Source organism: Legionella norrlandica (assembly GCF_000770585.1).
Lineage (GTDB): Bacteria > Pseudomonadota > Gammaproteobacteria > Legionellales > Legionellaceae > Legionella > Legionella norrlandica.
In genome coordinates this window covers 40737-64824 of the sequence record NZ_JNCF01000010.1, presented here as the reverse complement: position 1 = coordinate 64824, position 24088 = coordinate 40737, and the positions used below count along the sequence as shown (strand labels likewise).

Below are 24088 nucleotides of genomic sequence, written 5' to 3'. Positions count from 1 at the left end.
AAGTCCTTAGTCTGCCACAGTTCCTTCGTCCTCACCAGAGGTATCTTCTGACGGGATCTTGATCATTCGAGATGGAACAACGGTTGAAATCGCATGCTTATAAACCATTTGGGTAATGGAATTCTTTAACATCACCACGTATTGATCAAAAGAATCTATCACCCCATGCAATTTAATACCATTGACCAAAAACACTGAAACAGGTACTTTTTCTTTGCGCAATTCATTTAGGAAAGGGTCTTGTAGTAAATGATTTTTAGACATTGCCTACTCCTTGTTGTTATTGTAATTTTTAAAGGCAAAACGGTATCTAATTACTTTTTCGACAACCCATAATAAAACTTTAGTATATTTTCATGACAACATGGTTTGGATTCGTTAATATACCCAAGATATTTTAAAATGCTATGCTTTAGGCAACTTGGTTTTTGGTTCCAAAAACAGGTAGATTGGGTCATTTTGACCTAACATTCCAAATCCCATGTTTGAGTCAAATTGACCCAACCTACCAGCTCAAGAACAAAAAGCGATAAGCTAAAAATAGCATATTGGAGTATCTTGGCCCTATCTGATCGCAACACTATTTTGCGTGCTACTAATGAGTTTATAAGGAGATTTTAATGGGTTTAACTTGTGAAGAAATAAAAGGATTAGAACATCCCTATGAAGTGCTTGGGAACGGTGATGCCTTAGCAGAAAACCGTGAAGAATTAAATAAATTAACTACTGAGGAAAAGTTAAATTTAGCTACTCGCTTAATTTTGGAATGCCCTCCCAATGAATTAAGAAATTTTGCTTTTGCGATGGAAGCATTAAGAGTGCCTACCAATGATAGTGAGAGTTTTCATTCTGTTTTATCTCAAGCCTATGAGGTAAAGAGAAGAATTATTGCTTTACTTGATCCAAAAAATAAAAATCCTCATTCTATGATATTAGATAAGGAATTTGATGAGGAACTATTTAACAACTTTAACCAATTGGCTATTGATGTATTAGCAAAAAATGAAGCCACTATTGCGGCAAGACTTGCTGAAACCACACCCTCACAAGAATGTTCGCGAGTGTCGCAAAATATCAATAATATATTTCCGAAATCTCTATTTGCTGCTAAAGTAGGGCAAGCTTTTGCAGTTCGTAGAGATATAGAACGATTATTATTAGGTAATAGACCCGATCTATTTTTCTCAAGCAGGGAATTTCGTACAGACGCTTGCATCGAATTCGCAAATCTATTCAGGGTAATTCAAGACAAAGAATCTTCTATTGCAGGAAAATTGGCGCTTCATACCCCTGCAGAAATGCGCGATGACGTAGCAAAAAAAATAAAAAGCTTCTGCGCAGAGGATAATGACCTTACAATAAAAGTGCAATCTGCTTTTGCGTTAAGACGAGATATAGATCGCTTTCTGTTAGGAGACAATCCAGAACAATTTTTCTGCAGTCGTGATTTTAGTGTTGATCTATGTCTTGAGTTTGGAATGTTGTTCCCTGAATTATTAAAAGGCCATGAATATACCATTGGGGAAAAATTAGCCAAACTAGATGCAAAAATCCGCTCAGACATCAGTAGAAAGCTCGAAATGATTAATGCATCAGCCCATGATCAATCCAATCCATTCAGACTAATAGCTAGTGCAATGATTCCTAAAGAAGAGCTCTGTTTAAAACCTACTCCTATTGTGTTAACTTCTGCTGAAGCGACCAAGTCAGAGCCTCCAACAAGCCTACGCAATAGACACGTTTGGTTCCAAAGCAATCCTTCCGTTGGTTCAGACTCGGAAGAAGATGATGAAGAAGAGGAGAAAAATTGCTGGACTAATTTTTGCGGGTTATTCAGTAAATAATAAACCAATACCTATGCCCTTACTTAAGTAAGGGCAGCTTTACACTTTTTTACCTATTCTTTACATAAACTGCAAGAATAAATCGTGTTAGTATTTTTCCAGCCATTCGTTTAAGGATTAATAGTAAAATAAAACCAATACGTAGGTTGGTGCAAAGCAAAATGAACCCTGACAATCTTAATTAAAGTGAGTTCGATATAAGCAAAATCAGAAGTTTTGCTTATATCGAACTGGATTATTTTGAATGGATCCCATACAAAAAACTTCGTTTTTTACGGGATAACGTTCATTTAGCGACATAAAGGTATAAATGCCTTTTATGCCGAACTCATGTTAATTAGAAAAATATTTTTAAATTTAATACTATGAATTAATTAAATTAATGCTAGTACAATAAGAGCTTTTTTTGATAATATAGTGTTTTTTTTAAACTTGGATCAAAGAATAAAGCATTCTGATTCTATATTGGTAAGATCATTTCAACTAGGAACTCTAATGAAAGAAAATAAGTTAACGGTAGCCTTAGTTCAAGAACAATGGCATGAAAATCCCAAAGAGCATCAAGACAAGCTTGCTTCAGGTATTTTTTCTGCAGCCCAACAAGGAGCAAAACTTGTTTGTTTACAAGAACTGACCTTAAATCCTTATTTTTGTACGAGATCAGATGTTGATCCGGCTCCATTTATGGAGGATATTTCAACTGGGCCTACAGCCCAATTTGTTAGTCAAATGGCTAAGACCAATAAAATCCATATTACAGCGTCACTTTTTGAGAAAGCTGGTTATAATACTGCCGTGGCCTTTAATCCCCTTGGGGAGTTAATTGCTGTTACTCGAAAACAGCATATCCCTAGTGGAGAAAAATATCACGAGAATTTTTATTTTAAGCCTGGCGATTCCAATTACCCTGTCCACACCATTGCAGGCCATCGGATTGGATTACCAACTTGTTATGATCAGTGGTTTCCGGAATTATCAAGAATTTATGGATTAAAAGGAGCTGAAATTTTAATTTATCCCACTGCAATCGGGGGGGAACCTACTGCCCCAGGATTTGACAGTCAGCCTATGTGGGAAAAAGTTATGGTTGCTCAAGGCATTATGAGTAATACCTTCATTATTGCTGTTAATCGCATAGGATGCGAAGATGATTTACAATTTTATGGAAGCAGCTTTATCAGTACCCCCACAGGAGAAATTTTAGTTCAGGCCCCACGAAATGAGCCAGCAGTATTAGTTGCTGAACTGGACTTTGGCCAGCGTGATTTATGGGGACGATTATTTCCATTCCCTCAGCAACGAGAACCCGCGACTTATTATGAGTTAGTCAAACCCCGTTAATCCTATTTGGAATAGTTAGAATGAATAATAATACTCTATCAGAAGAAAATCTTTATAACATTGAAAATTGGGGTGAAGGATATTTCAGGATTAATTCCAAAGGAAACATTGAAATCAGTAAAAAACCTGGGAAACAGGGAGTTGAGTTGCAAGCGATAGTTGATGCTGCGGATCGAGCTGGATTGCATTTACCTTTGTTAATTCGCTGTAGCGATATTTTACATGATAGAGTCCATAGGATTTATCAGGCATTCATTCAAGCTAAAGAAGATACGGATTATGCAGGCAATTATCGGCTAGTTTATCCCATTAAAGTAAACCAGGAACAAAGTGTAGTGAGAGAGCTGTTAAAGTCTCCTGATAACCGAATAGGCTTGGAAGCGGGCAGCAAACCTGAATTAATGGCCGTAATAGGAATGTTAGGCGATCAGCAAAGTACTATTGTTTGCAATGGTTATAAAGATAGCAGCTACATTCGTACAGCTCTGATTGCTCAACAAATGGGGCACAGTGTATTTATTGTTATAGAAAAGAAATCCGAATTAGACATCATCCTAAAAGAATCTGCCCGCCTGGATGTCAAACCAACTTTGGGCGTCCGTATTCGTTTAGTCAGCAAGAGTGCCGGTAAATGGGAGAATACCGGGGGAGTAAAGTCAAAATTTGGATTAACGGCCAAACAAGTACTGGAATTAATTTTCCAGTTAAAAGCAAATAACATGCTGGATTGCTTACAGTTAATGCACTGCCATCTGGGATCACAAATCGCTAATATCCATGATATACGTCATTGTATGCAAGAGGTAGCAAGATATTATATCGAGCTAAGAAGACTAAATGCCCCTATAAGCACCATTGATGTTGGTGGAGGATTAAGTGTGGATTATGAGGGGACTCGATCCAATAAAGGTTGCTCGATGAATTACAGTCTTGTTGAATATGCAACTCATATTATGCTGGCATTAAAACATTTATGTCAGGAAACAGAGATCCCGGAACCTGATCTAATCTCTGAGTCAGGCAGAGCATTAACAGCACACCATGCTGTCTTAATTTCTAATATCACCGATATAGAGGTAATGAATAAAGCGCCTACCTTACCAGAAATATCAGAGGATGATTCACATGTAATCCGTGATATTTACGATACCTATCAATCCATTACAGATAGCTCACCCACAGAAATATATAACTATGCAGCCCATTCTCTTAATGAAGCGCATTCTCTTTTCAAACATGGGGTAATAAGTCTACAAGAAAAGGCTAAAGTAGAGGATTTTTATACTAACATTTGTATGGAAATAAAAGATAAGCTCGACACAGAAAATCCGAGCGAAGAAGCTTTGCTTATGAGAATCAATGAATGCATGGCTGCTAAAATATTTTGCAATATATCGTTCTTCCAATCGATTCCCGATGCTTGGGCAATTGGCCAGATTTTTCCAGTCGCCCCTATTTCTCAACTGAATAGAACGCTAAGCATGCATAGCATTCTGCAAGACTTAACCTGTGATTCCGATGGTACAATTAAACAATATCCCGGAAGTTCCTGTGTCACTACCACTTTGATGTTGCCCCTATATGATGTGACCAATCCTTATAACATAGGATTTTTCCTTGTTGGAGCCTATCAGGAAATTTTAGGAAATCTGCATAACCTTTTCGGAGATACTAACTCTTTAGACGTCAAACTTTCTGATGATGGTCAGTTTGAGTTGGATGACTTGGTCAGTGGTGATACTGTAACAAACGTGTTAAATTTAGCCCATTTCGATACTAAAAAATTGATTCAATCTTATGAAAAACAGCTAATAAAATCAGAATTACCCAAAGAAAAGACACTTTTTTATTTAAATGAATTAAGAAGCATTTTTTCTCAATTAACCTATCTAGATGGAAATATAGCACAGTGAAAACAACACCAAAACAAAAAGGTTTTTACATGCCTGCGGAATGGTATCCCCATGAGCAATGTTGGATGGCATGGCCCTGTCACCAAGACACTTGGTCTAAAATAGGGTTAGACAAGGCTATGCTGGCCTATGCACGAGTTGCAAAAGCCATTGCACGATTTGAACCAGTTACTTTATTAGTAAATCCGGGAGATGAAAGCTCAGCGAAAAAATTATGTGGTGACGATGTTCGCATCATCTCCTTACCAATTAATGATTCCTGGACAAGAGATACCGGTGCCACTTTTTTAATAAATAAAGCAAAACAACTGGCAGGTGTTGATTGGATTCATAACGCCTGGGGTGGAAACTATTCTGATTGTTTTTTGGATAATCAAATTGCTGGTGAGATAATAAAATATACTCATGCTCAATACTTTCATGCCTCATTAGTTATGGAAGGAGGCTCTTTCCATGTTGATGGGGAAGGGACAATTTTAACCAGTAGAGAATGTCTGCTAAATGTCAACCGAAACCCTCATTTCTCGCAACAGGAAATAGAAGAATACCTTTGCGATTATTTGGGAGCAGAACACATTATTTGGCTTAATAAAGGAATAATTGGCGATGAAACAGATGGTCATGTTGATGAAATAGCAACGTTTATTGCACCAGGAAAAGTGTTGTGTCTCATTACTAAAGACAAAAATGACCCTAATTACGATAATTTACAAGAAAATCTGGAAATTCTTAAATTATCTACAGATGCTAAAGGGAGAGCTCTTGAAGTATATACAATAGAACAGCCTCCCGCTACTTACCTCAATGGAGAAAGACTCACTCTTTCTTATATCAATTTTTACCTGGCTAATCAAGGAATAGTCATGCCCGCTTTTGGATACGAATCCTACGATAAGGCAGCCTATCAATTATTTACTAAAATATTTCCCGGATATCAAATAGTGCAAATTGATGCTTTAGATGTTTTTGCTGGAGGTGGTGGAATTCACTGTATTACACAGCAACAACCAAGATCTCAATAGTAAGGAGATAAAACTGCGATTGAATTGAGAAATTTCTTACATATTGGTGCTCATTATACTCAATGACAAGGCTTATTAATTGGTTATACTAAAATGCATAGGGATGACATGGATACGTCTGACAGGAAGTCAACTAAGGGACCAGTACAGAGGATGTACTTCGCCGCAAGGATGCGGCACTATTATTTGATGATTAAATCATTTAAAAAATTCATAAAATCAAGACCTTAGATAAATAATACTAAGGCCTTATTATATCTAAACATCTATGTTTTCAGCATCTAAAGCATTAGCCTCAATAAAATCTCTTCTTGGCTCTACACTGTCACCCATCAAAGTAGTAAAAATCTCATCAGCGGCAACCGCATCTTCGATGCTCACTTGCAACATTCTTCTTACATTAGGATCCATGGTAGTTTCCCACAGCTGCTCTGGATTCATTTCTCCAAGACCCTTATATCGCTGAATAGTTTGCCCTTTTTTTGCTTCGTCCATTAGCCAATTAAGCGCTTGTTCAAAATTTTCTACAGATAATGATTTATCTCCCCGTTGAATATATGCTCCCTCTTCAATTAAGTTAGATAGCTTATAGCCTAAGTCAACCATCTCCTTATAATCTTTGGACATGAAAAATTCTGGCTGCATGTAAATACAGTGCTCAATGCCATGTTGGGAAATAATAATTTTAGGAATGTACTGTTTGCTTTCAGAATTCACTTCTACATCCACTTTATACTGCTCTGTTTTGCTGTCTACTTGTTGCAAGCTCAAATGCAACTGTTTGCACCAGTTTTCTATTTTAGCTTGATTGCTAAGGTCATCGCTATGCAGCATAGGCATATAAGCAACGCGTTTTAAAATATCAGTAGGGTATCTTCGCTTGTATCGTTTGATAATTTTCTCGACTCTTCTGAAATGGTGAACCAATTCTTCTAAAGATTTTGCTGATATTGCTGGTGCCTCTTTAGTAGGATAAAAAGCAGCTCCATCTAATGCACATTGAGTGAGATAATCAAATAGTGCTTCATCATCCTTCACATATTGTTCCTGTTTCCCGCGTTTCACTTTGTATAATGGCGGCTGAGCGATATAGATATAACCTCTCTCTAGCAGCTCTCTTGTTTGCCTGTAGAAAAAAGTAAGTAATAGTGTTCTTATATGCGATCCATCCACATCAGCGTCGGTCATGATGATAATTCTGTGATAACGTACCTTATCGGGATCATATTCTTCTGGACCTATACCACAACCTAAAGCAGTGATTAAGGTAGCGACTTCTTGTGAAGAAAGCATCTTATCAAATCTAGCTTTTTCAACATTGAGTATTTTACCTTTGAGAGGCAATATTGCCTGAAATTTTCTATCACGTGCTTGTTTTGCAGAACCGCCTGCGGAATCTCCCTCAACCAGGTACAATTCAGAGAGAGCAGGATCTTTTTCCTGACAATCAGCCAATTTACCTGGTAGCCCAACAAGATCCAACGCACCTTTGCGTCGAGTCATTTCTCTCGCGCGTCGTGCTGCCTCCCTTGCTCTGGCTGCATCAATAATTTTTGCGACTATGGCTTTAGCAGAGCCAGGATTTTCTAAAAGAAAATCATTGAATTTTTCTGCAACAGTAGATTCCACAGCTGGTTTGACCTCAGAAGAAACCAATTTATCTTTTGTTTGCGATGAAAACTTAGGATCAGGCACTTTTACAGAAAGAACAGCAGTTAAACCTTCCCTAGCATCGTCACCAGTTGGTGACACCTTGGCCTTCTTGGCAAATCCTTCATTCTCTATATAATTATTTAGAGTTCTAGTTAATGCTGCTCTAAAACCCGCCATGTGTGTTCCACCATCTCGTTGTGGAATATTATTAGTAAAACAAAAAATAGTTTCTTGATAACCGTCATTCCACTGCATTGATAATTCAATGACAATGCCATCTTTTTCTGCAGTCATTGAAAATACTGCTGGGTGGACGGGTGTTTTATTTTTATTCAAGTGTTCAACAAATGCTTTTATCCCACCCTCATAATGAAAAGTATCTTTTTTTTGTGTTCTTTCATCAAATAAATGGATACAAACGCCGGAGTTTAAGTACGATAATTCTCTTAATCTTTTTGCTAAAATATCATAATGAAACTCAATATTAGAAAAGGTTTCTGCGCTTGGTTTAAACCAAATTTGTGTACCCGTAGAGTTTGCTTCACCTGTTTCCGCAATAGGGGCATCAGGAACACCGTGCCTGTAATGCTGTTCGTAAACTTTTCCATGCCTACGTACCAGAAGGTGTAATTCCTCAGAGAGCGCATTAACTACAGATACCCCTACTCCATGAAGGCCTCCAGACACCTTGTAAGAATTATCATCAAACTTACCTCCGGCATGCAGCACTGTCATAATAACTTCAGCAGCAGATTTTCCTTCTTCTTTATGAATATCAACAGGAATACCTCGACCATCATCTTTAACGGTAATTGATTCATCACTATGGATGGTAACAAAAATTTCCTTACAATAGCCTGCCAGTGATTCATCTATCGAGTTATCCACTACTTCAAAGACCATATGATGCAGCCCAGTTCCATCATCAGTATCACCAATATACATACCTGGTCTTTTTCTTACTGCATCTAGCCCTTTTAAAACTTTAATATTATTTGAATCATAACTGGCATCTACGCTCATCAGCTATCCTCTTTACCGTATCATGGCATTAAAATATTTATATTATACCATCTTTTATGCCTGGTTTATATCTTATGAATCACTTTGCACTACTAAATCGAGATATCAAACACTATGAAAAATACTACAACATCTTCCAAAGAATAGAGTGAGGTTAATTTATAAAATTTTCTAATTAGGTTTCACGTGAAACATTTAATTTAATGAACAATCTAAAAAACGTCTCTGAAGTTATTTTACACACAACCCATTCTTAGATGATGTATAAATCAATGAGATTATTTCAATTTGCTCTTTATCCTGCTCCAGGAGTTTTAATTGCATGATGCTGCTTTGCGAGATAGGAAATATTACATGATCATAGATGATGTGCTTTGGGTTTACAAGAATTACTGCCAAAATCCCTTTAGCACTCAATCGATGCTACAGATAACGGTTGCATGATTACTTCGAGAACAGATGATGTGCAATACCACATTATTACAAAAGCACATTATTTAAAAACATGTGCATTTAACCAATCTTTGCGCTCTGAATCAGATTTTTGATCATCAAGCTGCTGAGCACCATCAAGTTCAATAATTAAGTGTCTATCCAAGCTGCAAAATCTACGAAGTATTTTCCTATTGGCAATATTGTCACCTGGGAGCCGATCATGCGGGTATGATGATACTGTTGCGGGGAAAGGGCTGGGGAATATCGAGAAGTAAACTCAAAAAACAGTGAACTATTTATGATCCAATAGGGTGTAAAAAAACTTCAGGAACGTTACCTAAAACTCCATCGCTAATTTCATAAGACATAAAAGAATTTGGAGAACTTAAATGATCCATAACTGTATTTTGCAAATTAGTTATGACAAACTGTCCACGATGTTGACTTAGATAGTTAAGTAATCGTATTTGATGCATCTCATCAAGTTCAGCAGAAAAATCATCAAAAAGATAAAGACAATCTCCATTCAGTAATTGGCCTTGAGCTAATTTTAAGATAATTAAAATTAATTTTTGTTGTCCACGAGACAAAGTATGCTTTACTTTATGATGCTCACCATTGAGAAATATATCTGCTTGATGAGGTCCGTGCTGCGTATATAATTTATTTCTATCACTTTCAAACGTTTCAAATAATACTTCCTCCAAATCTTTCCCAAGATTTTTTTTATCCCATCCTCTAAAATATTCAATTACACACGACAAATTTGTTAATTGTTTCATTAAATTATAAAACTGCTCCTGCCATTGAAGAAAATATTCTTGTCGGAATAAATCTAGTTGATTTGCTAACTTATTTAATTGCTGATCCATGGGATGAAATATTTATATGATCCGCATGATCTTAACAAAGCATTCCTTTGTTTTAGTACCTTTTTGTAATCTTTCCACAAATTAAAATAATCATGTTTCACGTGAAACAATCCCCAATCTAATAAACCTCTACGTATTGAAGGGCCGGCATCGATAATTTGAAAAATATCAGAATAAATAATCTGACAAGGGAGAGCATAGGCTAATTGGCTAGTTGTAGAACAAAATTGATTATTCAATTTAATTTGGGTAGGCTCAATCGAAGATTTTTGAATGCTAATAGTAGTTTCATCTTGTGTGCGAGCAAAAACATTAAGTTTATTTTGCCCATGGGAAATGACAGGATTTACCTCACGAGAACGAAAGGAGTGACCACAACTTAACATATAAAGAGCTTCTAATAATGAGGTTTTACCACTACCATTAGGCCCAGTGATAAAATTAAATCTAGAACTCAGAAATAAACGTGCTAATGTAATATTACGGAAATTATGTATTCTTACTTCAGTTAAAATCATATTTTCATAGGCATAATAATGTATTGATAATTATCATTAGTTAATGACTCTATTAAAATGCTGCTCTCAGTGTTTGACAAAGATAAGCGAATTTGGCCCTCAGAAAAATGAGTTAAAACATCTAATAAATAAGTGGCATTTAGTCCAATTTTGAGTTCATCACCTTGAGTTTCAGCAGCTAGGGTTTCAATAGCCTCTTCTTGTTCATTGTTATTTGCAATTAAGGTCAACAAACCAGGTTGTAAGTGTAACAATACCGCCTTTGACTTTTCATGAGCCAAAATAACTATGCGGGATAAAGCACGTTTAAGAATAGCACAATCAATAATAATTTGTTTATCTTGCTCACGCGGAATAGCTTTTTCATAAGGAGGGAAACGTGCTTCAATCAATTTAGATAAAAAAACAAATTGTTGGCTAATTAGTTTGATGTGTGTTTTTCCTGCGGTAATTAAAACCAGCTCATCGCTAATACAATTTAATAATTTCAATAATTCTTGAACACCTTTTTTGGGTAATAATAATTTTGTTTGGTTAATATTATTACAAAAATATCGTGATATAGCCATTCTGTGTCCATCTGTTGCAACAGCAGAAATTAGATTAGGTTCGAATTCAAGAAGTAGCCCATTTAAAAATATACGAACATCTTGTTGAGACATAGCAAAATGAGTTGATTGTAAAAGTTGTAATAAAACTAAACGAGGAATACTTAATTCAACTTCATTACATTCGTCTCCACTAGTAGGGTAATTTTCTGCAGGTAAAGTAGCCAATTTAAAAATACTACGATTTTGTTTTATAGTTACCAGATTATTATTAAAAACAATAGATGGGGCCGAATTTTCATCTAACGAACGAATAATATCAATGAATTTCCTAGCAGGCACAGTAATTGCGCCATTAGATTGATTAGAATGACAAGTGACCTGAGCCGATATTTCAATTTCTAAATCAGTAGCAGTAATAAATAATAATCTATCAGATAATTTCAATAAAAGGTGAGATAAAATAGCCAAGGATTGCTTTTTATCTACTGCTCCAGCAACAGTAAGCAAAGGTGTAATAAGCTCTTCTTTTTTAATGGTCAATTCAAACAAAATAGATTCCTCATCAAGAAGATAAAATTCGCATTAAATTTTTATAATCTTCAGCAAAGTCGCTATCGTCCTGGATTAATTCCTTAACTTTTCTACAAGCATGAATTACTGTTGTGTGATCTTTTCCTCCAAAATGATCTCCAATTTCAGGCAAGCTATGATTGGTTAATTCCTTACTTAAAGCCATAGCCATTTGCCTTGGTCGAGCAATAGATCGACTTCGACGCTTGGAAAGTAAATCAGCAACTTTCACTTTATAATATTCCGCTACCGTCTTTTGTATATTCTCAATAGTAACTAACTTATCTTGTAAAGCTAAAAGATCACGCAACGCTTCATGTACAAATTCAATTGTAATAGGTTTACCAGTAAAATGAGCATTAGCAATAACTCGCCGTAAAGCACCTTCTAACTCTCTGACATTGGAACGAATGCGTTTTGCGATAAAGAAAGCTACTTCATAGGGTAATTCGATATTAGATTGCTCTGCTTTGCTAATTAGAATAGCAACTCGAGTTTCTAACTCAGGGGGCTCTACCGCAACTGTTAATCCCCATCCGAAGCGAGATTTTAACCGTTCTTCCATACCCTCAATTTCTTTAGGATATCTATCGCTAGTCAATATAATTTGTTGCTGTCCTTCTAATAAGGCATTAAAAGTATGGAAAAACTCTTCTTGAGATCTATCCTTCCCTGCAAAAAACTGAATATCATCAATAAGTAACGCATTTAAAGAGCGATAAAACCTCTTAAACTCATTAATAGAATTAGTTTGCAACGCTTTAACCATATCCGCTACAAATCGTTCAGAATGTAAGTACAATACTTTTGCTTCAGGATTATTTTTCAAAATACTGTTGCCAATGGCATGCATTAAATGAGTTTTACCTAATCCAACTCCACCATATATAAATAAAGGATTATAAGCATCACCAGGCGCTCAGCCACCTGCATTGATGCAGCACGAGCTAACTGGTTTGAGTTTCCTTCTACAAAACTATCAAAAACAAATTTTTTATTTAAATGACTACTCTTATAGTCGACCGATTTTTTAGCACTGGTTTTAATAGTTGTTGCATTAGAAACAGGGTTAGACGGTGTTTCAACAGGAGAGTCGACTACCTCTACCGATTTACTACCAACCTCAATAGAGATGGTTTTTATATCATCACCACAAAATTGCCTAATTAACTCTTCGATGCGAGAAAAAAAATGTTTTCTAACCCAATCAACAACAAAACGATTAGGCGCAAGGAGAATCAAACGTTGCTCTTCAATATAAGCTTGTAAAGGGCGCAACCAAGTATTGAATTGTTGGGCAGAAAATTCATCTTGCAACAAACCTAAACACTTTTGCCAAGCAGTAGTTGACACAAAATAACTCCTAAAGTTAAACGGGTGGTAAAAGAACATTTAAACTGTTATCCACAGTTTAAATATTGCCATTGAAAGTACCCAGACAGCAAGATAATTAATAAAGATAAATTATTAAGGATCTGTGCAATTGATAAAATTTATTAAATTTAAAATGGAATTTAATCCCGTTTATCATTAATACGAGCAAAGATTATACTCAGCTTAAGAAAAAAGGCAAAGTTATCCACAAAATTTAATAGTCATGCGCTTCGAAATTGCTTTGTTTAGCATATGAATAAGTACCTAACAAATAAGTGAAAAAGCAGAATATAAACTAAAAATAAAACCAGAGAATAAAGAAACCAACAAAGAGATCACATTATTAAACATGAGTTACGAACAAGATTAATAATTATTTAACTTGTTGAATATTAAATATTTTTAACAGTTATTCACAGAAGTAAGATTCTTATATAATAAAAACAAATTTTAAAAAAAATTAAGTTAATGTTATTACGCCTTGTTAATAAAATTTTAATGACACAAAAAATAATCAAATATCTAAATTGACAGTTGAAAAAAAGTCTTCTATGATCGCCAACCTCATAAATTTTAGAAACAGGGTCATCATGAAACGCACTTTTCAACCTAGTAATTTAAAACGCAAACGCGATCATGGTTTTCGTTTACGTATGTCTACTCGAGGTGGTCGATTAGTACTAAGTAGACGTCGTGCTAAGGGCCGTAAACGTTTGTCTGCTTAAGTGTTTACTTTTAAGAAAACACAAAGATTATTAAAAAAGAATGATTTTGATTACGTGTTTCAACACGCAGAAAAAATTACAACAAATGAATTTGTTATTCTTTTTAGAGAAAATAATTTAGGTTATGCTCGTCTTGGATTAGCATTATCAAAAAAAATGATAACTAAGGCTCATGACAGAAATCGTGTTAAACGGCTACTTAGAGAGAGTTTTCGTCAGACTAACTTGCCCTCGATAGATATGGTTATCTTGGCAAGGCCAGGTATAGCAAAGAAAGCTAATTTAGGTATCACTGCTAGATTAAATAAAACATGGGAAAAACTAACCTCATGCTACGGCAAATAGTTTGTTTACCAATAAAAATATACCAGTGTTTTATTAGCCCTTTGATAACACCATGCTGTCGCTATTATCCAAGTTGTTCACAATATGCTGATAGTGCGATCAAACATTATGGCATAATCAAAGGATTATGGATGGCAATTAAAAGATTATCACGTTGTCATCCATGGTCTAAAGGTGGTTATGATCCCGTACTCCCTAACGATGAGAATATTTGATGGATATACGACGTATAGTATTATATATGGCGCTTGCGCTAATTGGTTTGTCGCTCTGGAATGCTTGGCAAATTGATTATCCTGCAAAGCAACCAACAGAACAAAAAGCAACAAACCAGATAACTTCTGATGATCACTTATTGCCACAAATGACACCCTCGAGTGAAGAGCAACCTCCCGCTGTAACACCTGAAAATGAAAAAGTAACTGATAAATTCATTCAAGTTAAAACAGATGTCTTGGATGTTACTATCGATTTAAAACAGGGAGATGTAGTTAAAGGATTACTGCTTGATTATCCGCTTAATGTTGAAGAAAAAAATAAACCATTCCCACTCTTGCAAAACCAGTATAGAGAGAGATATGTAGCGAATAGCGGTATTTTTATTTACGATGATAAAAAGGTTAAATCATTAGATTTTGAATTTTCATCTTCAAAAAATCAATATCAATTAGAACCTAATCAAAACAAACTAGTAGTAACGCTTGATGGTAAAAACAAAGAAGGTTTAGAGGTTAAAAAAGAATTTACCTTTACTAAAGGAAGTTATCTAATTGAGGTAAATTACAAAATTAGTAATACTGGCACAATGGCATGGAAAGGTTACTTAAATACACAATTATTACGTACTTCTCCTAAAGAAGACAAATCCAGTATTTTTCATGTTGGTTCCTACACTGGTGCTTCTTTCTCAAATCCAGGTAAAAATCGTTATCAAAAAGTTAGTTTCAATGATATGAGTAAATCCAATCTGGATGTGGACGCAAAAGGTGGTTGGATTGCCATGCAGCAACATTACTTTTTAAGTGCCTGGATTCCAAATGCTAATAGTGAAAATAAATTTTATACTCGTGCCGCTAATAGCGATTACACGATTGGTGCAGTAAGCCAACCAATTGTTGTGAACCCTAATGAACAAAAAGAAGTTGGTTCCAAATTATATATAGGCCCAGAAATCACCAGTGTCTTAAAAAGTATTTCTCCATCTTTGGACTTAACCGTGGATTATGGGATTTTATGGTTCTTATCGTCATTATTGTTTTCCCTAATGAAGGCGATTTATAGTGTTGTAGGCAATTGGGGATGGTCAATAGTTATTGTAACTATTCTAATCAAATTGGCTTTTTACCGTTTATCGGCTACAAGCTATAAATCAATGGCAAGCATGCGTAAATTGCAACCTAAATTGCAAGCGTTACGTGAGCGGTATGGCGATGATAAGGCAAAAATAAGCCAAGCCACTATGGAACTCTATAAGCAGGAAAAGGTGAATCCATTAGGCGGTTGTTTGCCCATTTTAATCCAAATTCCAGTGTTTATTGCCTTGTATTGGGTGTTGTTAGAAAGTGTCGAATTAAGACAAGCTCCTTTTATTTTTTGGATTAATGATTTAGCTTCTGCCGATCCTTATCATGTTCTACCATTGTTAATGGGTGCGACCATGTTTATTCAGCAAAAATTAAATCCAGCCCCAGCAGATCCAACGCAGGCAAAAGTAATGATGTTTTTACCAGTATTATTTACAGCCTTGTTTTGGAATTTTCCTTCAGGTTTAGTTTTATATTGGATTGTGAATAACACTTTATCTATATTGCAACAATGGTATATTACTCGTAAATATTCAGATGACAAGCCAGTTAAAAAGATTGTTGCAACAGCAAAATAAATGTTTGAAGAAACGATAGTCGCCATAGCAACCCCACCTGGACGAGGTGGGGTTGGAATAGTCAGGATATCAGGTCCCAATGCATATTCCATAGCTCTTAAGTTGAATGGTAATAAAGTGTTACAGCCACGCTTTGCTACTTTTTGTTCTTTTTATAACTCAGATAATGAAATTATTGATCAAGGTATCGCAATCTATTTTAAAGCCCCTCATTCTTTTACTGGTGAGGATATAGTGGAAATTCAGGCGCATGGATCGCCCGTAGTTTTGGATTTATTAATTAAAGAATCTGTTGCCTGTGGTGCACGTTTGGCAAAACCAGGTGAATTTTCTGAAAGAGCATTTCTAAATGATAAAATTGATCTCATTCAAGCTGAGGCGATAGCTGATCTTATTCAAGCCAGCTCTAACACCGCTGCTCGTATGGCCTTAAAATCATTACAGGGAGATTTTTCTAAAGAAATTAATCAATTAAATGAGGAGCTAGTTTATCTTAGGATGTATGTAGAGGCGGCAATAGATTTTCCAGAAGAGGAAATTGATTTTCTTAATGATGGAAAAGTTGCTGGATTATTGCAAAAAATTATTCAACGTTTGAATGGGATACGTGCTAAAGCTAACCAGGGGGTTCTATTACGCGAGGGGTTGTCTTTGGTAATCGCTGGTAGGCCAAATGCAGGAAAATCAACATTAATTAACAATCTAGCTGGTCGTGATGTAGCTATTGTAACGGAAATTGCAGGTACTACCCGAGATATTATGCGTGAACATATCCTACTGGATGATATCCCTTTGCATATTATCGATACTGCTGGGTTACGTGATAGCGATGATGTAGTAGAAAGAGAAGGAATTAAGCGTGCTTGGGAGGAGTTAAAAAGAGCCGATTGTGTTTTATTAGTTATCGATGTCAGTAATCCTGATCAACAAGTTTCTCTAATGAGTGAACTTCGTTTAGCAATACCAGAACAAATTCCCATCATTACTGTTTACAATAAAATTGATACTTTAAACCTCTCTGCACGATGCGATGATAAAACCGTTTATTTATCTGCAAGAACAGGTCATGGAATAGATGAGCTTAAAAAAGTAATTAAGCAATTAGTTGGGTATCAACCAGCGGAAGGTCAGTTTCTAGCGCGCCGGCGTCATCTCCAGGCCCTTGATGAAGCGAAAGCCTTATTACAAGTAGGTCAAGCACAACTAGAACACCATAAAGCTGGTGAATTATTAGCGGATGATTTGCGTTTAGCTCACCAAGTCTTATGTGAAATTACTGGAGAATTTACTTCAAATGATTTATTAGGCAAAATTTTTTCTAGCTTTTGTATTGGTAAATAAATCAGCAAACAAAAAACGAAGCCTTAATGAAGAATTGTTAAGCTTCACTTTACTCAATAGAACTCTTGCATAACCTGCATCTTTTGTATTATTGCTTCGTCGCAAACATTTTTCCGGTGCTCATTTACTTCATGTAAACTCCGCCCCTCAAAACGTTGGTACTTTGCACTAATTCAAAGTTTACAGGTTATGCAAGAGCTCTAATATCAACCTGAATTTGAAATAAGAAGCTTTATACCGTTATAAAATTCATATCCCTATATGAGTCACAAAAAACAATATGTAAAATAATGATACAAAAGAGCTTGTCAAAATACATTTCAGATGGTAACGTATGATAAATAAAACTTCTTGTATAATTTTTGTGAGTTTAGATTATGGTTTATTCGAGTCAAAATGCTGCTTTTCGTAGGGATAAACAACAATTTTTTTCTCAAATTCCAATGCAAGGGAAATTGGATTATAGTTTTTCAGCTGTTGATGCTCGAGTAGATACTATCGATTACTCTTTCTTGTTACGCCACAAACAAGATTTAGAAACAGAATTCACGCAAATGTTTGAGGTATTAAAGAAACAAGATGATAAAAATAGGGAAATTTTTTGGTTATATTGTTACTATTGTGCCTCATTGCTAGAGGCATTCTATAAAGCCTATTCACAAGCCAGCAAAGCAGATGAATACACTAAAATTAAGCAAAAAATTAAGGATCGTTTAAATAAAGTAAAAGTAAAAGAAGCGGAAGATTCTAGTTTTATTCAATCATTGTATGATTCCTTCCTGAATGGATTTCGTAACTTGATTAGTGCTCCATTCCATATCTCTAAAATCAGAGACTACGTAGCTTATTCTAATTTGTCCCGTATCTACTGGGCATTTTGTCGTTTGACTTTAACCAATGGTTTAAGTGCAGCGAGAGATCTTAAGTTAATTGAAAAGTTGGATGCTATATTAGGAACTCATACTGATGTAGATAAAATTATTTCGGTTTTTCAAGCGCCTTCAGGGATTATTAACTATTTTAGCGTTGGTTTCTTTGTAATCCGCTTGATGATAGACGGTGGGATGTTACTAAAACACACTTTTTTTCCACTGAACTAGAGAAAGGGGCAGTAAAAGGTTGTGAAGTCAATCGTATGGATTATTTGCCTGGACCTGCAACTCTCGAAGCCTATAGAAACAGTTATATTTTTATTCTGGAAGATGATGCGGAAGAAGTAGCATTATATTACATTCCAAAAAGTGGAAAAGCTGAAAAATTAACTATTAAGGAAAATAAAAAATTAAGGGATGCTTTATTGAAAAAAATGGATAAGGAAACATCCATTCGTTTATCTGCAAGTGAACTAGAAAAAATTATAACCAAACAAACAGGACATGTTCCTGAAACTACCTCGACTTGGGATAGATTTAAATATGAGCTCTACAAGAGACACTGCAATTTCGCTAATGATTTTGTTTGGGCAACGATTAATTTACTTACCAATTTTAATTATCTGTTTCATATTCCTGGGCCGGTTGCTGGAGCAATTACTTCTGTTTTTCTGGGATTTGATGTATGCATGACTTTATACAAATGCCATTTAGCCAAACAAGATTATTTAAAGAAAAAATCTCAATACCTGCAGGAAATAGAAGACTATAACAATCCTGAAAAATTTAAAAAGCTTACAGCTGAACAAAGATTATTACACGTCGATATGCTAAATAAACAGTTAAGGGAACTTGAAATAAATTATAAAACTCAGGAAGCAACTTTCTATTTTGTTGCAGCTGCAGCCGCATTATTGATGATGGGATTTACTGCCTCTATATTAGTAAGTCCACCTGCAATGGTTGCAGGTTGTTTTTTTGTGTGTACTCTTGCTGTAGCAATGTACCTGTCTACTGGAGCTTATTCTAAATATAAAGAGAAGAGTTTGTATTTAGAGGAAGCTCAATTGACGGGAAAAAATCTTCCCGTTGCTCTTAAAGAGTATGAAGCTGCTCGAAATGATTTTATTTTTACTATGGTAAAAAATACTGTTGTCCCAATGGTATTAATTACTACCTTTGCAATTTGCTGGCCTGCAGCTGTTGTTTTAACCGCTATGTATATTGGTTATGAAATTTTCCATGCCTATAATCAACATTCGGATGCTAAAGCGACTAAACAATTGGCATTAGCTGCTCCTCCTGCTGAAGAAAATGAAGAAGGGTATCATCTACTTGCCTCTTCTTGTTAGAGTTCAATAGGCACTGTAGATTGGATTATATATGAAAAAAGACGGTTCAACGCACTAGATAGCCATATAATCCAACCTACATTCGCTTTCTTTAAAAGCAAATTGATAGCAATTTTTTAAGCTTCTGGATACATTGCATTAATGGCAGCGATGTCTTTTGCACTTAAATGAGCTCTCTGCCCGATTTCAACGTTATCCATTAAGGGTATAATGGTTGGTTGACCATTTTTAGAAAACGCATATCGACCATAGTGCATAATAGAACCATAATCATATTCACCAAAATCCTTTCCATCGGTTAAATGTTGGTCAAAGTTAAATTTATGATCTTCATCGATATTTTCCCAAACAATGCGAATGTATTGGTTTCTATCCGCTCTTGATTGCTCATGCCATAGTCCTAATGCATGTCCAATTTCATGCACTGTATTCATAGTAGTGCACCGTGGAGCTAAATTTATTTCTTGTTTTCCTCCTTGGCGTCCAACATAGGAAGAGCAGGTTGTACCTTCTGCTGGAATAAAGGAAATATAATCGCGATAGTTGTAACGATTTTTAGAGGTTAATTCGATAAATTCAATATTAGTATTTTTTTGCCAATGATCTATGGCTTGCAGGATGGCTAATTTATTTATAAAAGGTAAATCTTCAGCAATTTCATAAGGGATAACACCATTTTGCCAACGAGTACCGCCAATTTTTGGTGTGATCACAGCGCCTTGATTTTTAAGGTTACCTATTTTACCAATTAAAATATCCCCTTCAATAACACCAAACTGACCAACTTCTTCATAAGTGACAGTACGGCTACCCATTAATGGATCAGCTATAGTGGTTTGATTTAACTTAAGGGCATAAGAGGGGGGGGATAGGAGTAAAGTAGAATAAAACAGACTGGCAGTCCATAATTTAGCTTTCATAATAATCCTTATTTCTAAAAAAACACGAGACAGTTTAGGGAAAGAGGTAGTATATTTCCAGTAGTTTTTCTACTTTTAGAAGAGATTTGTAATAGCGAGGTAGGGCTATACTACTGAGTAAAAAATATCAGACCATGAGCAATGGAAGAGCTATTTTAATTAGATTGGAAATATGAAAAACTGCTCTTATTGGCATAGTGAATAAATAATATTTTTATCTTGAAATTTATAAGTGGGAGCAGGATGACTCGAAGTCAATCGATATGGGCTATTTTGACTGGATTAGTCATAGGTATTGATAACATCATTATAGTGGTAGCCTTTTCTTCGATTATTTATCAAGGAATGCTCGCCAATTATATCCCTTTTGTTATTAATTTATTAGCGATTGCTGTAGTGGTAATAGGTATTACCTATTTATTTATGTCTTCCCCTCCTTACGCTATTGCCCAATTACAAGATGAAGCGGCAATTTTGTATTCCTCTATGGCTTTAGTTGTAATTAAATCAATGCCACCAGATTCTACAACTCAAGAAATATTTATAACAGTTCTTTTTTTTCTTGGTTTAACGACCTTTATAACTGGGCTGTCATTTTATCTGGTTGGAAAATTTAGGTTTGGGAATATTATTCGTTATTTGCCATATCCTGTTATTTGTGGATTTTTAGCAGCTACTGGATGGCTGATTTTATCAGGAACGTTTGCTTTATTAACAGGAAAAACATTGCAAGAAAATTGGTTTAATGTTCTCCAAACAAAGGAGTTGATGCTTTGGATGCCGGGGTTTATTGCTGGGTTTCTGATTTATCTTTTAAAAGAAAAATTAGGATATCAGTATTCTCTCCATACGATATTTATTTCTCTAATTATTTTGTTTTATGGATTTATTTACCTATTTGATGTAGACCACTTAACAGTTCTAAAAGAGGGGTATTTATTAGGTCCTTTTAGTAAGGGCCACATTGATTTAATGCTAAAAACTGAATTATTCAAAATGATTCATTTTCCTTTTTCAATCACCGTGTTGAATTATATGGGATTGGTTCTATTGGTGAGTTTTATTGCTTTATTGTTAAATGCTAGTAGTTATGAATTACTTGTTAATAAGTCAGTAGATTTAAATAAAGAGTTACGTTTAGCCGGATTTGGTAATGTATTGAGTGGGCTCATTGGTGGTACTGTGGGATATTTGTCCTTGTCTGCTTCTTCTCTTGCAAAAGACCATGCTGATACTCGCGCAACTGGAATAATGGCTCTTATACCTATGTTGTTAATTTTGTTGTTTGGGACAAAAGTAATTGAATTTTTTCCTAAGGCTGCGATTGGAGCTTACCTGTTTTATATTGCTATTAGTTTTCTGTCAGAGTGGCTGATTGATACTTGGCGTTTATTAAATTTGATAGAATACCTAATTGTTCTCCTGATCCTGGTTATTGCTGTTCTATTTAATATGATTTCTGCAGTAGCTATTGGTACGGTCATTTCAATTTTTATTTTTGCTTTTCGCTACAGTAAGGTGAATCCAGTTAAATATTTATTTTCAGGGGCTGAATATAATTCTTCTTTTGAAAGAAGCCCTATATCCAAATCAATTTTATCGGAGCAAGGTGATAAAATTCGATTTTTGAAATTACAGGGATTTCTCTTTTTCGGTTCCATCTATAAATTATTTCAGCTCATAAAGAGTATCCCACAGGCTCAATATATTATTCTAGATTTTGAGCTTGTATATAATATTGATTCTTCTCGTATTACTTTAATGAAAAATTTGAAAATACACGCGGAAAAAAATAATCTTTTGTTTGTTATTTGCTCATTAAAACCTGTTGTCTATCATGAGTTAGTCAAAACTAATTTATTACACCCTGAAGCTAATTGGATAAAACTATTTTCCGATCAAGAATCAGCTTTGGAGTGGTGTGAAGGTCAGCTTTTGGAAAAATATACTCGGGATATGAATCTTGAAGAAGCGACATTAGAACAACAACTGCATTATTTGGGTTTTTCACCAGAATTGGTGGAGTGGATCAATGAAAAAGCTTGTATAAAATTTTATAACTCGGATGATGAGATTTGCCATGAAGGAGACGAATCAACCAGTGTTTATTTTATTCATCGGGGTAAGGTTTCCGCATTCGTTGGTGGCAAACGTGTGCTCATTGTGGGCTCAGGAAATGTGTTAGGCGAAATTGCAATGTATACTCATAAGATTCGTACCGCCACATTAAAAACTAACGAAAAAACGATTGTTTATGAGGTTTCTTTGAAATCAATTCAGGAACTTTCTGAAAATAAACAATCACTGTTAATTCAATTCCATATGGCTATGGCTAGAATTTTGGCTAATCGGCTTACAGTTCTTAATAAAAGGATAAAAGTATTTGATTCTATTTCTGTTTTGCAGTAAAAAACCTCATTATTTAATATTTATATAGCTTTTATATCGCCGAATTCTGGTTTCGAATATTGGCTAAACACTATTTTAGCATCAAACAACGAGAACAATATGGAAAATAAAATTAGATCTTTTGATGAATCTCCACAAGAGATCCAAAATGAATCAGTACACGATCTATTAACTCCTAATTCATTAAATCTTGTGCAGTTTCATCTTAACCCATTACAAAGCTTTTCAATCTCTGATTGGGTAAATCTGTCTATGATTTCAAACAGGCACCGGACTTTATTTCAGCCTCTGGTTGATGTTTATAAACTGTTGCACTATACGGTAAGTGGCCAATGTGATGAGGTTAAAAAGCTATTAGAAAATGATATAAATTTAATGATCAAAAGAGAAAGAGTAGTCGATTTCTCCGGTCGAGAATTTCGGTCTATAAGTGGCTTCGAATATGCTCTTTGGGCTTTGGATAAACATATGTGGACCATCATGCTTGAAAGCATATCTAAAGACGAAGAAGGAAAAAAAGTACTAGCAGAATTATTTTCCCAATATGATAAAGTCTGCACAGAAGGTGTAACTTATTGTCTTGATGGGAAAACAATTACAGAGAATCATTTTGATTTTCAGGGAACTATCATAAAAGAGCTACAAATTCAATATGATTCTTTACATGCACCAGAGCTAGATTGGGATGCTATTAATAAGCAATGGATAAAGGGTGTTGGTGGAGCTCAAAGAAAGCTTCCTATGCATGTTGTCTATGAATATTGCTCCCATGAGTTCTCTTTTAATCCTACGCCCAAATTCATTTCCAGGCCTCTGCCAAATATGCAATTTTATAATCAGAAAACGCGTAGAAAAGAGGATTGGTTTACTATGGACTCCAAACTAGGTGTTGATTTTACTGCACATAGAGGCGAGAACCATTATGGCGCAATAGCAACCTTTGCTGCAGTTGGTGGCCATACTGAACTAGATGCTATGAAGACTTTGTATGCGATAAGAATAAACGAATTTTCTCAATTTAAATCGCAAGCTGAAGCTTATTTAGAGTACGATGATCATCTTGCCCCCACTTCAATTGGATAGATAGTAAGGGATTAATGAAGCATAACAGCGGCGAGAGCCGCTA

16 protein-coding genes and 3 pseudogenes are annotated in these 24088 nt (G+C 35.3%); 12 read left to right on the top strand and 7 right to left on the bottom strand.

Annotation, left to right across the window (positions count from 1 at the left end):
* Positions 1-6: 6 nt before the first annotated feature.
* Positions 7-264 carry an RNA chaperone Hfq gene (gene hfq / locus OK13_RS04200; RefSeq protein WP_035887990.1) on the bottom strand — a complete coding sequence of 86 codons (258 nt, stop codon included), beginning with the start codon at positions 262-264 and terminating at the stop codon, positions 7-9.
* 356 nt (positions 265-620) lie between these two features.
* On the opposite strand from hfq, the gene OK13_RS04195 reads away from it, so the two are divergent.
* The 4 genes from OK13_RS04195 (at position 621) to OK13_RS04180 (ending at position 6120) form a co-directional block, all read left to right on the top strand.
* Entirely contained in the window at positions 621-1844 is a 1224-nt protein-coding gene (locus OK13_RS04195; protein WP_035887989.1) for a lpg0008 family Dot/Icm T4SS effector, read from the top strand.
* A gap of 495 nt (positions 1845-2339) precedes the next feature.
* Positions 2340-3185 (top strand): carbon-nitrogen hydrolase, encoded by an 846-nt coding sequence (locus OK13_RS04190; RefSeq protein ID WP_035887986.1) that lies wholly within the window; start codon positions 2340-2342, stop codon positions 3183-3185.
* A 20-nt stretch (positions 3186-3205) separates the two neighbouring features.
* A complete protein-coding gene (gene speA, locus OK13_RS04185) occupies positions 3206-5098 on the top strand; it encodes a biosynthetic arginine decarboxylase (protein WP_035887984.1) in 1893 nt (630 codons plus the stop codon).
* A 29-nt stretch (positions 5099-5127) separates the two neighbouring features.
* Entirely contained in the window at positions 5128-6120 is a 993-nt protein-coding gene (locus OK13_RS04180; protein WP_035888012.1) for an agmatine deiminase family protein, read from the top strand.
* 258 nt (positions 6121-6378) lie between these two features.
* Here OK13_RS04180 and gyrB read toward each other — a convergent pair whose 3' ends face one another.
* From gyrB to dnaA, 5 genes and pseudogenes are all read right to left on the bottom strand, one after another.
* Positions 6379-8796 (bottom strand): DNA topoisomerase (ATP-hydrolyzing) subunit B, encoded by a 2418-nt coding sequence (gyrB, locus tag OK13_RS04175; protein WP_035887982.1) that lies wholly within the window; start codon positions 8794-8796, stop codon positions 6379-6381.
* A gap of 493 nt (positions 8797-9289) precedes the next feature.
* A complete protein-coding gene (locus OK13_RS16150) occupies positions 9290-9394 on the bottom strand; it encodes a DUF559 domain-containing protein (RefSeq protein WP_160264734.1) in 105 nt (34 codons plus the stop codon).
* A 133-nt stretch (positions 9395-9527) separates the two neighbouring features.
* Positions 9528-10621, bottom strand: a pseudogene (gene recF / locus OK13_RS04170) (DNA replication/repair protein RecF).
* Complete coding sequence (dnaN, locus tag OK13_RS04165; RefSeq protein ID WP_035887980.1) at positions 10618-11721, bottom strand: DNA polymerase III subunit beta; 1104 nt, start codon at positions 11719-11721, stop codon at positions 10618-10620. The pseudogene recF and the gene dnaN overlap by 4 nt, the downstream one beginning before the upstream one ends.
* A 13-nt stretch (positions 11722-11734) precedes the next feature.
* Positions 11735-13095 (bottom strand): annotated as a pseudogene (gene dnaA / locus OK13_RS04160) (chromosomal replication initiator protein DnaA).
* Positions 13096-13706: 611 nt separating this feature from the next.
* Here dnaA and rpmH point away from each other — a divergent pair.
* The 6 genes and pseudogenes from rpmH to OK13_RS13870 all read left to right on the top strand — a co-directional run bounded on the left by rpmH (position 13707) and on the right by OK13_RS13870 (position 19633).
* Complete coding sequence (rpmH, locus tag OK13_RS14095; RefSeq protein ID WP_081964858.1) at positions 13707-13841, top strand: 50S ribosomal protein L34; 135 nt, start codon at positions 13707-13709, stop codon at positions 13839-13841.
* Positions 13842-14186 carry a ribonuclease P protein component gene (rnpA, locus tag OK13_RS04155; RefSeq protein ID WP_035887979.1) on the top strand — a complete coding sequence of 115 codons (345 nt, stop codon included), beginning with the start codon at positions 13842-13844 and terminating at the stop codon, positions 14184-14186. It begins immediately after the preceding gene.
* Positions 14153-14401, top strand: coding sequence for a membrane protein insertion efficiency factor YidD (yidD, locus tag OK13_RS14090; RefSeq protein WP_081964857.1), 249 nt, complete (start codon positions 14153-14155; stop codon positions 14399-14401). Before rnpA ends, yidD begins: the two co-directional genes overlap by 34 nt.
* The gene (gene yidC, locus OK13_RS04150) at positions 14401-16068 is read left to right on the top strand and encodes a membrane protein insertase YidC (RefSeq protein ID WP_035887976.1); all 1668 of its coding nucleotides are present in this window, start codon (positions 14401-14403) and stop codon (positions 16066-16068) included. The genes yidD and yidC overlap by 1 nt, the downstream gene beginning before the upstream one ends.
* Positions 16069-17409: a tRNA uridine-5-carboxymethylaminomethyl(34) synthesis GTPase MnmE gene (mnmE, locus tag OK13_RS04145; protein WP_035887973.1), complete on the top strand. Its 1341-nt coding sequence runs from the start codon at positions 16069-16071 to the stop codon at positions 17407-17409.
* A 377-nt stretch (positions 17410-17786) separates the two neighbouring features.
* A pseudogene (locus tag OK13_RS13870) lies at positions 17787-19633 on the top strand (hypothetical protein).
* A 116-nt stretch (positions 19634-19749) separates the two neighbouring features.
* On the opposite strand, the gene legP reads toward OK13_RS13870, so the two are convergent.
* Positions 19750-20553, bottom strand: coding sequence for a Dot/Icm T4SS effector Zinc-dependent metalloprotease LegP (gene legP / locus OK13_RS04130; RefSeq protein WP_035887969.1), 804 nt, complete (start codon positions 20551-20553; stop codon positions 19750-19752).
* Positions 20554-20796: 243 nt separating this feature from the next.
* Between legP and OK13_RS04125 the strand changes: the two genes are divergently transcribed.
* Positions 20797-22962 (top strand): SulP family inorganic anion transporter, encoded by a 2166-nt coding sequence (locus OK13_RS04125; RefSeq protein WP_035887966.1) that lies wholly within the window; start codon positions 20797-20799, stop codon positions 22960-22962.
* 99 nt (positions 22963-23061) lie between these two features.
* Positions 23062-24045, top strand: a complete 984-nt coding sequence (locus OK13_RS04120; RefSeq protein ID WP_035887964.1) for a hypothetical protein — start codon at positions 23062-23064, stop codon at positions 24043-24045.
* Positions 24046-24088: the final 43 nt, after the last annotated feature.

What these genes read in the sequence shown, in the direction of transcription:
- hfq (WP_035887990.1), bottom strand. Translation starts at nt 264, where the DNA reads ATGTCTAAAAATCATTTACTACAAGACCCTTTCCTAAATGAATTGCGC.
- OK13_RS04195 (WP_035887989.1), top strand. Translation starts at nt 621, where the DNA reads ATGGGTTTAACTTGTGAAGAAATAAAAGGATTAGAACATCCCTATGAA.
- OK13_RS04190 (WP_035887986.1), top strand. Translation starts at nt 2,340, where the DNA reads ATGAAAGAAAATAAGTTAACGGTAGCCTTAGTTCAAGAACAATGGCAT.
- speA (WP_035887984.1), top strand. Translation starts at nt 3,206, where the DNA reads ATGAATAATAATACTCTATCAGAAGAAAATCTTTATAACATTGAAAAT.
- OK13_RS04180 (WP_035888012.1), top strand. Translation starts at nt 5,128, where the DNA reads ATGCCTGCGGAATGGTATCCCCATGAGCAATGTTGGATGGCATGGCCC.
- gyrB (WP_035887982.1), bottom strand. Translation starts at nt 8,796, where the DNA reads ATGAGCGTAGATGCCAGTTATGATTCAAATAATATTAAAGTTTTAAAA.
- rpmH (WP_081964858.1), top strand. Translation starts at nt 13,707, where the DNA reads ATGAAACGCACTTTTCAACCTAGTAATTTAAAACGCAAACGCGATCAT.
- yidD (WP_081964857.1), top strand. Translation starts at nt 14,153, where the DNA reads ATGGGAAAAACTAACCTCATGCTACGGCAAATAGTTTGTTTACCAATA.
- yidC (WP_035887976.1), top strand. Translation starts at nt 14,401, where the DNA reads ATGGATATACGACGTATAGTATTATATATGGCGCTTGCGCTAATTGGT.
- mnmE (WP_035887973.1), top strand. Translation starts at nt 16,069, where the DNA reads ATGTTTGAAGAAACGATAGTCGCCATAGCAACCCCACCTGGACGAGGT.
- legP (WP_035887969.1), bottom strand. Translation starts at nt 20,553, where the DNA reads ATGAAAGCTAAATTATGGACTGCCAGTCTGTTTTATTCTACTTTACTC.
- OK13_RS04125 (WP_035887966.1), top strand. Translation starts at nt 20,797, where the DNA reads ATGACTCGAAGTCAATCGATATGGGCTATTTTGACTGGATTAGTCATA.
- OK13_RS04120 (WP_035887964.1), top strand. Translation starts at nt 23,062, where the DNA reads ATGGAAAATAAAATTAGATCTTTTGATGAATCTCCACAAGAGATCCAA.